The organism is Rhodococcus sp. P-2, from assembly GCF_016598535.1.
GTDB lineage: Bacteria > Actinomycetota > Actinomycetes > Mycobacteriales > Mycobacteriaceae > Rhodococcus_F > Rhodococcus_F baikonurensis.
In genome coordinates this window covers 474798-489150 of the sequence record NZ_CP066779.1, presented here as the reverse complement: position 1 = coordinate 489150, position 14353 = coordinate 474798, and the positions used below count along the sequence as shown (strand labels likewise).

The window sequence follows — 14353 nt, the reverse complement described above, 5'->3', positions numbered from 1 at the left end:
CGCCTTTATTAACCCCCCGCGGTTAATAAAGGCGCACAGCAGTTTCAGGAGCACGTCCCCAAAGCCGTTCCCTGATCGGTTCCGTAGCGGTGGCCGTGACCGGCGGGGACACCGAGCGAACCGAGCATGTCGACGGTGGTCTGCAGGAAGGTGACGCCCGGGATCCACTGAGGAATCGGTGCATCCTGGGCCGCTCGGCTCAGATCCGGCTTCTGTGTCGCGAGGGCGGGCGACCACCACACCACCGGGTCGGACGTGTTCGCGAGGACGGTTGCGCCGTCCGTTCGTGTCGCGCCGGCCGGGGGACCGGCCCACAACACGTCGCACGGGACGATGGGACTGCCCTCGGACAAAGCCTCGGTCAGTGCGGCGCTTCCGCCGACGGCGCCGAGGCTCTGTCCGTAGAGGAACAAGTCCGGTCGATCCTCGGCGGGCATCGCGGCGATGTGGCTGCCGACAGCCGTGAACAGGGCGGTGGCTGATTCTTCGGCGTCGTCGCGGCTGAACAGGAATGTCGCCCAGCTGGGTGCGTCGGAGTATTGCTGTCCGACGATCGCGACGTCCCCGCCGAACCGTTGCTCGATACCGTCGACGGCGTGGGTGTCGATCCACCCCGAGCCGGTCGGAACGGCCACCACGACGCTGTTGCGGGCAAAGCCGCCGACGCGATCGAGTTCGCTCACCGCGAGAGCGGCACGTGATGTGGCGTCGGGTGCGGAATCCAGACCGGCATAGACGCGCACCGAGTCTTCGCCGGCAGCGACGAACTTGCGTCCCTCCGCCCCCATCGACGTCCACGAGATCAGAGAATCGGGGCCGCCTGACCCGGACGCCGAAAGTGGCTGTGTCAGAGCGCTGTCGATGTACGAGTTGGACTTGTCGAACGAATCGGCGAGACCGTTCCAGACGGCAGGGCCGACGACCAACTGCACTCCGAGGACTCCCATGACCAGGGCGCCCACACCCCGCGCGAAACCCATCCACCGCAGCGCCTTCGACATCCCGACCCCGATGCCCCAGAGGCCAAGGGCGGTCAGCGCGGCAATGCAACCCGCCTCCACCCAGTGGAGCGGTCCGGCAGGCGGTGCCCCCATCGCTGCTCGCAACGAACTCTGCCAACCGGCGGCGGCGAACATCGCTACGGCGGTGGCGGCCGTCGACAGTCCGAACGCGCAGATGCGCCAATGACGTTCGTCGAATCCGGCCTTGACGCGATCGGGCACGAGTGGACGGGCGATCGCGGAGAACACCCACACCGTCAGCAGCCCGACCGCGACGAGCAGTCCGCTGAACACACCCTGGAGTGCGGCTGATCTCGGCAGCAGTCCTGGGGCCAGCGAGATGGCGGACATCGCTGCCACGGCGACACTCGTGGACACCCGAGGGACCGCCAGCGCCCCGACTCGGGCGAGGACGGGGGTCCGTGACGCATTCAGAACGCTCATGCTGCAATCGCTTTCGGGGAGATGGAGAACTCGTTCGACGGGGCGAGGCGCCGCGACCGCATCAGGGTGAAGCCGAGGGCGGAAACAGCAAGAACTCCGGCCGTGCCGTAACCGAATCCAGATTCCGTGACCGGTGTCAGATAGCTTTGGCGCCAGGAGTTTCCGTTCACCGCCGTGACAGCTACATCGGCCATCGCGAAGCAATACCCACGTGAGAGAAAGGACGTGCGGTCTTCACAGGCCGCATGCATTCGCTCGTCGAGCTGACCGTCGAGGACCTGCCGGGCCCACGGCCCCAGTTCCGTTCCGTGTGAATGCGCGTAGCGGAGTAGGTCGTACCCGAGATCGTGTGCTTTGCAGGCCGAGTCGAATTCGTCGGGCAGTGGGACCGGGGACGAGCAGTCGCCGTGGGGATTGGCGAGGTATCCGTCGACCACGGTGGGGGTGTAGCCGGCAAATGCGGCGAAATCTGCCGGGATGGTGGTCGCAGCGTCAGAGGCATTCGCGGTAGTCACGGTGGCGATGGCCCTGGATGCGTTCGAATTCTCGGTGCGCGGCGACTCGGCGCCGCTCGCGCCGGCGGTGACGGTAATCGCTGCCGTTGCAGCCAAGGCCAAGGCAGCCCAGGTACCGCCGCTTCGCGAGAGGTCTTTCACTCGTGTGATCCGCATGCCGTTCACGCTATGAACGGACAATCCTGGCGGTCATCGCTCTGTGGAGGGGTTCTCCGGCGCGCGATCGGGTGAGAATTCCCTCCCCTGTGATACCTCGGAGGTAGGGGGATCTCACTCTGCAGTATGAGGACTTTCGGGGTTCGCCTTCATAGGCTTGACGAGTGATCAAGGTCCGAAGGAAGAACAGGGGCGCACCGGATGTGTCCGCGCCGACATACGCCACTGCCGGGTCGATGCTGTCCGGCCTCGACGGGGCGGTAGTACATTCGGAGAAGGTTCGCCGCGCAACCAGTTTCGTGGCGCGCGGTCAGTTCTGGAACATCGTCGTCGTCGTGATCACTCTGATCCTCTATTCGATTGCCTGGCCGACACTGCAACTGACGCATCATGTTTCGCCGCCGATCATGCCCTTCGTCGCCGCGTTGGCCGCTTTTCCGTTCGTCCTGATCCGAATCAACGCTCCGTTGGGTTGGGCGGTGTCGGCGGTCTCGGCACTGATCATCCCGTTGGTGTTCGACAACACGTCCGGTTACGACTACCCGTGGCAGGTCGTCCACATCATCGTGCTGATGTCCTTGCTGGCCGCAGTGAGCCTGCGGGCGCCCATTCAGGTTGTCGGTGTCGCCTGGATCGCCACGGTGCTGCTCTTCCTCGGCAACGCGCCGGGAAGCGACGGAGCCGGTTGGGCCGTCGGGCTGAGTGCCCTGGTCGTCTTCTGCCTGTTGATCCGCTGGTTGGTTCTCTCGCGCCGCCAGTTGGCCAAGCAGGAGGAAGTCAGTGAACTCGAACGCACTCGGCGCACGATCCTCGAGGAGAAGGCGCGGATCGCCCGCGACTTGCACGACATCGTGGCCCATCACATGTCGATGGTGGTCGTGCAAGCGCAGAGCGCGCCCTACCGGCTCGATGCAGTCACCTCGGAGATCCGAACGGAATTCGAATCGATAAGTGAGACAGGGCGAGCAGCGCTCAACGAGATCCGCGGCCTCCTCGGAGTCCTGCGCAGCGACGGGGACACCGTGGTGACGGCTCCGCAACCGGGCGTCGACCAGTTGGACGAACTGTTGCTCGGCAGTACCCGTGCCGGACTTCCGGTGTCGTGGCGAGTCGACGGCGATCGGGCGTCGGTCTCGGAATCCACGGGCCTTGCGCTCTACCGGATCATTCAGGAGTCGATCACCAACGCGGCCAGGCATTCACCCGGCGGGCCCATCGAGGTCGCCGTGGCCTTCGGTCCGCAATCGGTGAGCGCGTACGTGAACAACGGACCTTCGCCATTGGGCGGCAATCAGCACTCGGCGTCGGAAACCACTGGTGGCAACGGAATCCGTGGAATGCGTGAGCGGGCTTCGGCGGTGGGCGGCATGCTGCTGGCAAACCGGCGAGAGGATGGAGGGTTCGAGGTGCGGGCCGAGTTGCCGTCGATGCCCGCCTAGGCTGTCCGAGTGCCCATCACAGTATTCATCGCAGACGACCAGGCGATGGTTCGACAAGGGTTCGGAGCCCTACTCTCCGCCCAGCCCGACATCAGCGTGATCGGCGATGCGCCGGACGGCAAGATCGCCGTCGCCGAGGTTGCGCGTCTGCGCCCGGATGTGGTGTTGATGGATGTTCGTATGCCCGAGATGAACGGACTCGACGCTGCCCGCCAGATTCTGTCCGCCGGGTGGGAACCACCGGTGCGAGTTCTCATGCTCACCACTTTCGACATCGACGACTACGTCTACGAGGCACTGAGCGTCGGGGCGAGCGGGTTCATGCTCAAGGACGCACCGGCCGAGGAACTGATTCGGGCGGTACGCGTCGTCGCCGAAGGGCAGGCCTTGTTGGCCCCGACGGTGACGCGGCGTCTGATCGCCGATGTGACGAGTCGCCGGGCGGCCCCGCGCGCACGACCCGCAGCGCTCGACGCGTTGACCCCGCGTGAGCGTGAGGTCCTCGAATTGATCGCCCGCGGGTTGTCCAACGTCGAGATCGCCGAGCGTTTGTTCGTCGCCGAACAAACGGTCAAGACCCATGTCGGGAAGGTGCTGTCCAAGCTCGATCTGCGCGATCGTGCCCAGGCAGTCGTGTTGGCCTACGAAAGCGGGCTCGTCACGCCTGGCTAGTGCTCTCGCTCGGCGCGGCGTTGCGGCTCGGCAACGCCGCTATCCTGCGGCAATACGGTGACTGGGGGAAGATGGACATCAAGATCCACAATCCGGTCACGAGAGGTGCTGCACTATGCGAATCGGAATCCTCACGGGCGGCGGCGACTGCCCGGGCTTGAACGCGGTCATCCGCGCCGTCGTACGTACGTCGGCCGGTCGTTACGGCAGTACCGTGGTCGGATTCCGGGACGGTTGGCGAGGACTGCTCGAGGACCGCAAGGTGCCACTCGACTCCGACGACCGCATCAATCGCATCCTCACCCGCGGCGGCACGATCCTCGGCACAGCTCGCGTGAACCCCGACAAACTCCGCGCGGGCCTCGATCAGATCAAACAGACCCTCGACGACAACGGGATCGACGTCCTGATCCCGATCGGTGGCGAAGGCACACTGACCGCGGCCAGTTGGCTCTCCGAGAGCGGCGTGCCCGTGATCGGCGTGCCCAAGACGATCGACAACGACATCGACTGCACCGACGTGACTTTCGGCTTCGACACCGCCTTGGCCGTCGCGACCGACGCCATCGACAGGCTCCACACCACGGCCGAATCTCACCAGCGCGTCATGCTCGTCGAGGTCATGGGCCGGCACGCGGGCTGGATCGCGCTGCAAGCCGGACTGGCGTCGGGGGCACACCTGACTCTGGTTCCGGAACAGCCGTTCGACGTCGACGAGGTGTGCGCGATGGTCAAGAAGCGCTTCCAGCGTGGCGACTCCCACTTCATCTGCGTCGTGGCTGAAGGTGCGATGCCCGATCCCGCGTCGATGACTTTGCGTGAGGGCGGCATCGACGAGTTCGGCCACAAGATCTTCACCGGCGTCGCGCAGCAGCTCGGCAACGAGATCGAGCGCCGCATCGGCAAGGAAGTTCGCACCACAGTCCTCGGACACATTCAGCGCGGCGGCACCCCGACGCCGCACGACCGCATCCTCGCCACTCGCTTCGGAGTTCACGCCACCGACGCAGCTCACCGCGGAGATTTCGGTCAGATGGTCGCGTTGCACGGAACGTCCATCGACCTCGTTCCACTCGCCGAGGCGACACGCAAGCTCAAGACGGTGCCCAAGGAGCGCTACGAGGAGTCAGCCGCATTCTTCGGCTGAGCCGCGGACGCATAAACTGATCACCATGACTGCTGTCGATGCGCCCGACATCCTCGATTACGACGAAGTACTGACCAAGTACGAGCCTGTGATGGGTATGGAGGTGCACGTAGAACTCGGCACCGCGACCAAGATGTTCTGCCCGTGCCCCACCGAGTTCGGTGCCGAACCCAATACCCAGGTGTGCCCGGTCTGTCTGGGCATGCCCGGTTCGTTGCCGGTGGTGAACGCAGCCGCTGTCGAGTCCGCGATCCGGATCGGCCTTGCGCTCAACTGCTCCATCACGCCGTGGGGCCGATTCGCGCGCAAGAACTACTTCTACCCGGATCAGCCGAAGAACTACCAGATCTCCCAGTACGACGAGCCGATCGCCACCGAGGGCTACCTCGACGTGATCCTCGACGACGGCACGACGTGGCGCGTGGAGATCGAACGTGCGCACATGGAGGAGGACACCGGTAAGTCCCTCCACGTCGGTGGCGCTACCGGCCGTATCCACGGTGCGAGCCACTCACTGCTCGACTACAACCGTGCGGGTGTGCCGCTGGTCGAGATCGTCACCAAGACCATCCACGGTGCCGGTGAGCGCGCTCCCGAGGTTGCTCGTGCGTACGTGACGGCGCTTCGTGATCTGCTCAAATCACTCGACGTCTCCGACGTGCGCATGGATCAGGGATCTATGCGCTGCGACGCCAACATCTCGCTGATGCCGATCGGCGCCAAGGAACTCGGAACGCGTACCGAGACCAAGAACGTCAACTCCCTCAAGAGCGTCGAGGTCGCAGTTCGCTACGAAATGCGCCGTCAGGCAGCAGTTCTCGACGCCGGTGGTGAGGTCATCCAGGAGACCCGCCACTTCCAGGAGGCCGACGGCACCACCGCTGCCGGACGCCGCAAGGAAACGGCCGAGGACTACCGCTACTTCCCGGAACCGGATCTCGAGCCAGTCGCTCCGAGCGCCGAGTGGGTCGAAGAACTGCGCGGCACCTTGCCGGAGCTTCCCTGGATTCGCCGCGCGCGGATCCAGAAGGACTGGGGAATTTCCGACGAGGTCATGCGAGACCTCGTCAATGCCGGTGCCATCGATCTGGTGATCGCGACCACCGAGGCCGGTGCTTCGCCCGAGGCAGCGCGCTCGTGGTGGCTGTCTTACCTCTCGCAGCAGGCAAACACCCGCGGCGTCGAACTCGGTGCTCTGCCGATCACCCCGGCGCAGGTTGCGCAGGTCGTAGCTCTCATCGACAGCGGAAAGCTCAACAACAAGGTCGCTCGCCAGGTCGTCGATCACGTCCTCGACGGTGAGGGCGATCCGGAGCAGGTTGTCGCGGCCCACCCGGAATTGGTCGTCGAACGTGACGAAACCAAGCTCAAGGCGGCCGTCGACGAAGCACTCGCAGCCAACCCCGACATCGCCGACAAGATCCGCAGTGGCAAGGTCCAGGCCGCCGGAAAGATCGTCGGCGACGTCATGAAGGCCACACGTGGGCAGGCAGACGCGGCTCGTGTGAAGGAACTTGTCATCGAGGCGTGCAGCTAGTCCTCGGTAGCGAACGCTGATGCCCGGCCGAAACGAATTCGGCCGGGCATCAGTGTTTTTCCGCTGTGGTTCTTACCGCGGTCGTTCCACCACCGTCGATCTACATACCAGGAACCACAACCGCGCGGCCGCTGAGCGTTCCGGCGGCCAGTCGTCGATACGCTTCGGCTCCGTTGTCGAGGCTGAAGGTCTCCACCGCGATGTCGAAGATGCCGGCGTGCGCCAGGTCGATCAATTCGATCAGCTCGTTGCGGGCACCCCAGTACGGAACTGTCACCGAAGCCTCGTAAGGACTCTGGAAGAACCCGACCTTGGCGTGGGCCTGACCGTCACCGATCCCGACGATGGTGACGTCGGATCCGACACCGGCGACGGCCATCGCGGTGTCGATGGTGGGCTGATAGCCCACGAAGTCGAGAACCAGTGCGGCGCCCTGACTTCCGGTGACCTTGCGGACGTTCTCCGCCGCGTCCTTGTCGGACAGAACCACTTCGTGAGCGCCTACCTTGGTTGCCAGTTCGAGCTTGTCCGCGCTCACGTCGAGTGCGATGACAGTTGCTGCCGAGAGGTGACGGAGGAGTTGGATGGCGACGTGGCCGAGCCCACCGGTTCCGATGACAACTGCGTACGAGCCTCCGCGAAGTTTCGGCAGTGAACGCTTGATCGCGTGATACGGCGTCAGGCCGGCGTCGGTCAGTGGCACTGTCTTGATCGGGTCGAGGTCGCCGATCGGGACGAGATGACGAGGTGAATCGACGATCATGAACTCGGCCAACGCGCCAGGGGCGCCGAGTCCGGGAGGATTGATGCCGAGTTCTTGTGCGCGAGAACAGTAGTTTTCCAGTCCCTGCGAGCAGTGCCAACAGTTGCCGCAACCCCAAGGCCCGTAGACGACGACGTTGGTTCCGATGTCGAGTCCTTCGACACCGTCGCCGACGGCCGCGACCTTGCCCGCGCCTTCGTGACCGAGCGTTAGCGGAAGGCCGTAGGTGTACTGCTCTTCCGGCAGGCTCATGATGAAGTCGTCCGAATGGCAGACGCCGGCAGCGGTCACTTCCAGGAGCACTTCACCTGGACCGGGCTCGGGTTTGGGAATCTCCGTGAGTTCGGGTTCTGCGCCGATTCTCGTGTACTGGATTGCCTTCATACCGACTCCTTTGTCGTGGTTGGCCAACCGGTCCTGGCAAATGCGTGGTGTTTAGCCCCGCTAACAAAAGAGTACGCATCTGTGCATGTTCGGTCACGGGATCCGTGACCGAACAGACATGGCGCTCGGCGATCGCGGCTCAGTCGATCCCGCCGCTGCCACTCGGCATCGGGATCTTGACCACCTTGTCGTCGTTCGGTCCCGGCTCGCCCGCGGTCTTGTTGATCGTGCTCGCCCACATCAAACCGTCGGATCCGAGCGCCAAACCGCCCAGTTGGCCGTACGTGTCTTTCGCCACTGCCGACGGTGCGGTCGTGACTGCTCCTGTTCCCGGATCGGCGGCCAGCGCCGAGATCGCTTTGCCGGCCCCCAGCGCGACAGCTACCACTCCCTGCGCTGCGATGCACCCGCCGACTCCGGGTCGGTCGGGCCACGTCCACGCGGGGGATGTCACCGTGCCGTCGGCGCCGACGCGTTGGAGGCGATCTTCGAGAGTGGTTCGGTCGGTGACCCACGTCGCGATGCCTGGATCGACACATACGCCGCCGCCGTTTCCGATTCCGGACAGCACAACTTCCGGGCGAGGCGGCGCAGCGTTGGGCGTCAACGATCGGACTCGCAACAGCTTCCCCGCCAACGAGCCGGGATCCTGAGCAACGGCAGGGTTGCCGGTATCGCCAGTCAGGACCATGAGCTGATCGGGTGCCGCGAATTCCAGTGATCCACCGTTGCCACTCGCGCCGCGCGGAATTCCGCCGAGGACCTCCTTGGCGGTGTCACCGGGAGCAATACGGACCACCCGGTTGTCGGTTCCGGTGGTGACGTAGGCGTAGATCAGGTTGTCTTCGACAAATGTGGGGGAGAGGGCGATATCGAGCAGTCCGCCGTCGCCGCTGCCGTCGACGTCGATTTTGGCAACCTCGACCGGTGTCGTGTTGGGCGCTACCTGCATGATCCGGCCGGTCCGCCGTTCGGCGACCAGTCCGGAATTCCCATCCGGGAGTGTGACGAGCCCACCGGTGGTGTCGAGACAGGTTGCGATCACGGCGGTGTCGGCGTCCTGACACGGCCCGAGAGGGCCGGTCCGCGGCGCCGGCGGCGTGGTCGACGGCGGCGGGTTCTCCGGCTGTACTTCGGCGCTGGCCTGGTTGGTCGGTTCGGGTGTGAACGGCGAGGCAGTCGATTCGTCGAAGTCGGCGCAACCTGCGAGCAACGATGTCCCGAGCATCAGAGCCAGTGCGCCCAGCGCTGCATGCCTACCCGTAGTCATGCCCAAGACGTTACGTAACGCACGGCAGATGCCGCCACGCCGGACCAAGGTTCCCCGTCGAGTTCGTGAATCGGTCATAGGCTCACCTACGTGACTGACGAGCGAAAAGATCCCAGCGAGTTGTCGGATGCGGACAAGCCGACGGGCAATGTGTCCAGTCCGTATGATTCGCCCACCGAACAATTTCCGACGGTGAGCGCCAAGAATCCGTTGCCGCGAACCGACGACGATCTCGATTTCGGTTCCACGAACGCCAATTCCCTGACCGAGCAGATACCGACGTACCGAGCACCGGGTGCGGATCAGCCGACAGTAGCTCTCGAGCGCGAGACGGCGTACGACGCTCCGATCGCTGCCGTCCCCACCGCCGAAGCGGTGGCAGGTACCACCGAGACTCCGCGGGGCCGAGGCACTCTCGATCTCGGCCTGCTTGCACTGCGGTTGGCCGTCGGCGGAACCGCGCTGGTGCACGGTCTGCAGAAGTTGACCGGTATCTGGAACGGGCCGGGTCTCGGCGGGTTCGAGACGATGCTGGCCGACGCCGGGTTCCAGCAGGCAAAATGGATGGCGATACTCGGTGCCGTCGGTGAGGTCGCCGGTGGTGCGCTCCTCATCCTCGGGTTGCTGACTCCCGTTGCGGCGGCGTCGGTTCTTGCGGTGATGATCAACGCGTGGGCGCTGCGTCAGGCCAGTGCCCCCGGCCTCGAGTACTTTGCCCCTGACGGCACCGAATACGAGATGCTGCTCGGAATCTGTGCGGGCGTCATCATTTTGACGGGCCCGGGTCGTATTGCGCTCGACGGTCGTCGTGGCTGGGCAACCCGCCCGTTTGTCGGATCGCTCGTGGTCTTGATCCTCGGTATCGCTGCCGGCGTCTGCACCTGGATCTTTCTGAACGGTGCCAATCCGCTCATCTGAAACTCGCGTCGTCGAACAAACGAACCGCCGCTCTCCGAATCGGAGAGCGGCGGTTCGTTTGTGAAGGATCAGTCCTTGACGAGTACCGGGTCGGCGTTCGCGGACGGGATGGCTGTTCCGTCCTTGAGCTTGCGACCGAGGACCGACTTGCGGTGACCGTAGGCGAAGTAGACGACAACACCGATGGCCATCCAGACGAGGAACCGGATCCAGGTCTCGACCGAGAGGTTGAGCATCAGCCAACCGCAGGCGAGCACGGCGACGATCGGAACGAACGGCACCAGTGGGACGCGGAATCCGCGCGGCAGGTCGGGGCGGGTGCGGCGCAGGACGATGACGCCGACACAAACCAGGACGAAAGCGAACAGCGTTCCGATGTTGACCATCTCTTCGAGTGTGCCCATCGGGAAGAAGGCTGCCAGGACGGCGACGATGCCACCGACGATCAACGTGATGCGCATCGGGATGCCCTTGGCGTTGGTCTTGGCCAGGCTGCGCGGCATGAGGCCGTCACGGGACATCGCGAAGAGGACGCGGGTCTGGCCGAGCATCATGACCATGACAACTGTTGTGAGGCCGGCCAGGCCACCGAAGTTGATGGCGGTTTGTGCCCAACCGATTCCGTTGGCCTCGAATGCGGTTGCGAGGGTGGCGCTGGAATCGCCGACGAGAGGACTGCCGTCCTTGAGTTCGGTGTACTTGACCATGCCGGTGAGGACGAGTGTGACGGCAACGTAGAGAACGGTGACGATGGCGAGCGAGCCGAAGATTCCGCGCGGCAACGACTTCTGCGGATTCTTGGTTTCCTCGGCCGTGGTGGCGACGACGTCGAAGCCGATGAAGGCAAAGAACACGAGGCTGGCTGCTGCGAGCAATCCGTAAGCGCCGTAGCTACTTCCGCCTGCACCGGTCAGCCAGGAGAACAAGGTCTGATGGATTCCGCTTGCAGAGCTCTCGGTTCCTTCGGACGGCGGGATGAAGGGGGAGTAGTTCTCCTTCTTGATGTAGAAGGCGCCCACGACGATGACGAGCAGAACTACTGCGATCTTGATCGCGGTGATGATTGCGGAGACTCGCGAGGAAACCTTGGTGCCGATCGCGAGGATCAGAGTGATCGCGCCGATGATGAGCAGCGCGCCCCAGTCGAAGCTGATCGAACCGATGTGGGCGGTGGTGCTGCCGCTGGCCCCGATGACATTGCCGAGGTAGAGCGACCAACCCTTGCCGACGACTGCGGAGGCGAGAGCGAACTCGAGGATGAGGTCCCAGCCGATGATCCAGGCGGCGAACTCACCGAACGTCGCGTAGGAGAACGTGTATGCGCTGCCTGCGACGGGAACGGTGGAGGCGAACTCCGCGTAACACAGCGCGGCAAGGCCACAGGCGATCGCAGCGAGAACGAATGCCAGTGAAATCGAGGGTCCTGCGACATTGCCTGCGGTTCGAGCAGTCAGCGTGAAGATGCCTGCGCCGATGACGACGGCGACTCCGAATACCGTGAGATCCTTCGCGGTCAGTTCCTTCTTGAGCTTTGTCTCAGGCTCGTCGGTGTCCGCGATCGATTGCTCGACGGATTTGGTGCGCCATATGCCGACTCCGGGCATGTATTGCTCCTTGGTTGTTTCCCGTCGACCTTGTGGGTGACGGGCGGTGGCTGACTGTCGTCGTTGTGATGTGCGTCTCAGCGACCTGATGAGGGAACCACTGGTGAGCGCTGTGTGCAAGTCAGCTCACTCGAACTGACCGAAATGATCACCTGACTGAAAGTCATCCCCCCTCATGTATCTGAATTGATCAGCTGGTGTCTGGAACCCTACGTCCAAGTGAATTCGCTCACGAGCCGGACGCGCGATTCGGTCTGAAATGTCTGATAGCTCATATCGTTCCGTTGGTGCTCCGCGTGTCGCCCGGTTATTCGGTACCTGTCGGTCGGTCTTGCTGTCGACGAGTTGCATCAACCCATCCCGTTTTGGAAGTGCGGTGCGGCTTCTGCAAACTGTTCACCCGTATCGGGGCGACAGGCGGGATGGGGACCCCGACTCTGTCGATCCTCTGCAGTCGCCCGTTGGCGAGCATCTCGTGGAGCTGAGTTGGTTGCCGCACGTCCGACTGCCCGAAAACCTTGTGCGGCTGTCACATCGGCTACGCGCATCTCGAGCCGCGCGCTGAAAGAAGAGATCCCCGGCCGAAAAACGGCCGGGGATCTTTTTCGATTCGTGGCAGAACTTACGGAACGTAGCGAACCGCGCCCTTGTCGGCGGACGTTGCCAGAGCGGCGTAGGCGCGCAGTGCTGTCGTCACGGTGCGCTGACGATCGACCGGCTGCCACGGGCGCTCGGAGGCGTCCATCTTGGCACGTCGCTCGGCGAGGACGTCGTCGTCGACAAGGATCTCGAGCGTGCGCGAGGCGACGTCGATGCGAACCTGATCGCCGTTCTGGACGAGTCCGATGACTCCGCCTGCGGCAGCCTCGGGGGAGATGTGGCCGATGGACAGTCCGGAAGTTCCGCCCGAGAAACGACCGTCGGTGATCAGTGCGCATTCCTTACCGAGGCCTGCGCCCTTGAGGAAGGCAGTGGGGTGCAGCATTTCCTGCATGCCGGGGCCGCCCTTGGGGCCTTCGTAACGCACGACGAGAACGTCGCCGGCCTTGATCTTCTTCTGCAAGATGACCGAGACGGCTTCTTCTTGGGATTCGACGACGAGCGCCGGGCCCTGGAAGGTGAACAGTTCCTCGTCGATGCCGGCCGTCTTGAGGATTGCGCCGTCGAGTGCGATGTTGCCGCGCAGGACAACCAGGCCACCTTCCACGGTGTAGGCGTTCTCGACGTCGCGGATGCAGCCGCCGGCCGCATCGGTGTCGAGGGCGGACCAACGGTTGTCCGTGGAGAACGGTTCGATGGTGCGCACGCCACCGGGAGCCGCGTGGAAAAGTTCGATCGCCTCGTCGGTTGCCTTGCCGGAGCGGATGTCCCAGTCGTCGAGCCACTGGTCGAAGCTCTTGGTATGGACGGTGGACACATCGGTTTCGAGGAGTCCGCCGCGGCGAAGCTCACCGAGCAGCGCGGGGATTCCGCCGGCACGGTGGACGTCCTCCATGTGGTAATCCGAGTTGGGGGAGACCTTGGACAGGCACGGCACCTTGCGGCTGATCGCGTCGATGGTGTCGAGGTCGAAGTCGACCTCGCCCTCCTGTGCCGCAGCCAGCGTGTGCAGGACGGTGTTGGTGGAACCGCCCATGGCGACGTCGAGAGCCATTGCGTTGCGGAACGCTGCCGGGGTCGCGATGTTGCGCGGCAGCACCGACTCGTCGCCGTCGCGGTAGTACTTGAGTGCAGCCTCGACCACGGTGGTGCCCGCACGAGAGAAGAGTGCGTGACGAGCCTTGTGAGTTGCCAGCGTGGAGCCGTTGCCCGGCAATGCGAGGCCCAGGGCTTCGGTCAGGCAGTTCATGGAGTTGGCGGTGAACATGCCCGAGCACGAGCCGCACGTCGGGCACGCGCTGCGCTCGACCTCGTCGAGGCCTTCGTCGGACACTGCATCGTTGGCAGAGGCGGAGATCGCGGTGATGAGGTCGGTGGGGGCTTGGGCCACGCCGCCGACGACCACTGCCTTACCGGCCTCCATCGGACCACCGGAGACGAAGACAGTCGGGATGTTCAGACGCATCGCGGCGTTGAGCATGCCGGGAGTGATCTTGTCGCAGTTCGAGATACACACCAGTGCGTCGGCCGTGTGGGCGTTTGCCATGTACTCGACCGAGTCGGCGATGATCTCGCGGCTCGGGAGCGAGTAGAGCATTCCGCCGTGGCCCATTGCGATGCCGTCGTCGACTGCGATGGTGTGGAACTCACGAGCGACGCCGCCGGCCGCGCTGATGGCCTCGGCAACGATCTCGCCCACGTTCTTGAGATGCACGTGGCCGGGTACGAACTGGGTGTACGAGTTCGCTACGGCAACGATCGGCTTACCGAAGTCGGAATCCGTCATTCCTGTGGCGCGCCACAGGGATCGGGCTCCGGCAGCATTACGTCCGATGGTGGTGGTGCGTGACCTCAACGGGGGCATGGGCGTGTTCCTTATGTGATCGTTGCTGGTCCACTCAAA

11 protein-coding genes are annotated in these 14353 nt (G+C 64.2%); 5 read left to right on the top strand and 6 right to left on the bottom strand.

Annotated features, from left to right (window positions below):
• Positions 1-44: 44 nt before the first annotated feature.
• On the bottom strand, positions 45-1445 hold the full coding sequence (locus I7X09_RS02310) for an alpha/beta-hydrolase family protein (protein ID WP_200315377.1): 1401 nt from the start codon (positions 1443-1445) through the stop codon (positions 45-47).
• Positions 1442-2116: a hypothetical protein gene (locus I7X09_RS02305; protein WP_095969299.1), complete on the bottom strand. Its 675-nt coding sequence runs from the start codon at positions 2114-2116 to the stop codon at positions 1442-1444. The genes I7X09_RS02310 and I7X09_RS02305 overlap by 4 nt, the downstream gene beginning before the upstream one ends.
• A gap of 164 nt (positions 2117-2280) precedes the next feature.
• Here I7X09_RS02305 and I7X09_RS02300 point away from each other — a divergent pair, with 164 nt between their 5' ends.
• The 4 genes from I7X09_RS02300 (at position 2281) to gatB (ending at position 6911) form a co-directional block, all read left to right on the top strand.
• Entirely contained in the window at positions 2281-3555 is a 1275-nt protein-coding gene (locus I7X09_RS02300; RefSeq protein ID WP_200315375.1) for a sensor histidine kinase, read from the top strand.
• A 9-nt stretch (positions 3556-3564) separates the two neighbouring features.
• Complete coding sequence (locus I7X09_RS02295) at positions 3565-4227, top strand: response regulator (RefSeq protein ID WP_007729374.1); 663 nt, start codon at positions 3565-3567, stop codon at positions 4225-4227.
• Positions 4228-4342: 115 nt separating this feature from the next.
• A complete protein-coding gene (locus I7X09_RS02290) occupies positions 4343-5374 on the top strand; it encodes an ATP-dependent 6-phosphofructokinase (RefSeq protein WP_200315373.1) in 1032 nt (343 codons plus the stop codon).
• 25 nt (positions 5375-5399) lie between these two features.
• On the top strand, positions 5400-6911 hold the full coding sequence (gene gatB, locus I7X09_RS02285) for an Asp-tRNA(Asn)/Glu-tRNA(Gln) amidotransferase subunit GatB (protein ID WP_095969199.1): 1512 nt from the start codon (positions 5400-5402) through the stop codon (positions 6909-6911).
• A gap of 100 nt (positions 6912-7011) precedes the next feature.
• On the opposite strand, the gene I7X09_RS02280 is transcribed toward gatB, so the two are convergent.
• Both I7X09_RS02280 and I7X09_RS02275 read right to left on the bottom strand, forming a co-directional pair.
• Complete coding sequence (locus I7X09_RS02280; protein ID WP_200315371.1) at positions 7012-8058, bottom strand: NAD(P)-dependent alcohol dehydrogenase; 1047 nt, start codon at positions 8056-8058, stop codon at positions 7012-7014.
• Between the two features lie 139 nt (positions 8059-8197).
• Positions 8198-9328: a PQQ-dependent sugar dehydrogenase gene (locus I7X09_RS02275; RefSeq protein WP_095969201.1), complete on the bottom strand. Its 1131-nt coding sequence runs from the start codon at positions 9326-9328 to the stop codon at positions 8198-8200.
• Between the two features lie 90 nt (positions 9329-9418).
• Between I7X09_RS02275 and I7X09_RS02270 the strand changes: the two genes are divergently transcribed.
• On the top strand, positions 9419-10246 hold the full coding sequence (locus I7X09_RS02270) for a DoxX family protein (RefSeq protein ID WP_095969202.1): 828 nt from the start codon (positions 9419-9421) through the stop codon (positions 10244-10246).
• A gap of 68 nt (positions 10247-10314) precedes the next feature.
• Here I7X09_RS02270 and I7X09_RS02265 read toward each other — a convergent pair whose 3' ends face one another.
• A complete protein-coding gene (locus I7X09_RS02265) occupies positions 10315-11850 on the bottom strand; it encodes an amino acid permease (protein WP_058038609.1) in 1536 nt (511 codons plus the stop codon).
• Positions 11851-12472: 622 nt separating this feature from the next.
• The gene (gene ilvD, locus I7X09_RS02260) at positions 12473-14314 is read right to left on the bottom strand and encodes a dihydroxy-acid dehydratase (RefSeq protein WP_095969203.1); all 1842 of its coding nucleotides are present in this window, start codon (positions 14312-14314) and stop codon (positions 12473-12475) included.
• Positions 14315-14353 lie beyond the last annotated feature (39 nt).

Coding starts and splice junctions, on each gene's coding strand:
- I7X09_RS02310 (WP_200315377.1), bottom strand. CDS start 1,445: ATGAGCGTTCTGAATGCGTCACGGACCCCCGTCCTCGCCCGAGTCGGG.
- I7X09_RS02305 (WP_095969299.1), bottom strand. CDS start 2,116: ATGCGGATCACACGAGTGAAAGACCTCTCGCGAAGCGGCGGTACCTGG.
- I7X09_RS02290 (WP_200315373.1), top strand. CDS start 4,343: ATGCGAATCGGAATCCTCACGGGCGGCGGCGACTGCCCGGGCTTGAAC.
- gatB (WP_095969199.1), top strand. CDS start 5,400: ATGACTGCTGTCGATGCGCCCGACATCCTCGATTACGACGAAGTACTG.
- I7X09_RS02280 (WP_200315371.1), bottom strand. CDS start 8,058: ATGAAGGCAATCCAGTACACGAGAATCGGCGCAGAACCCGAACTCACG.
- I7X09_RS02275 (WP_095969201.1), bottom strand. CDS start 9,328: ATGACTACGGGTAGGCATGCAGCGCTGGGCGCACTGGCTCTGATGCTC.
- I7X09_RS02265 (WP_058038609.1), bottom strand. CDS start 11,850: ATGCCCGGAGTCGGCATATGGCGCACCAAATCCGTCGAGCAATCGATC.
- ilvD (WP_095969203.1), bottom strand. CDS start 14,314: ATGCCCCCGTTGAGGTCACGCACCACCACCATCGGACGTAATGCTGCC.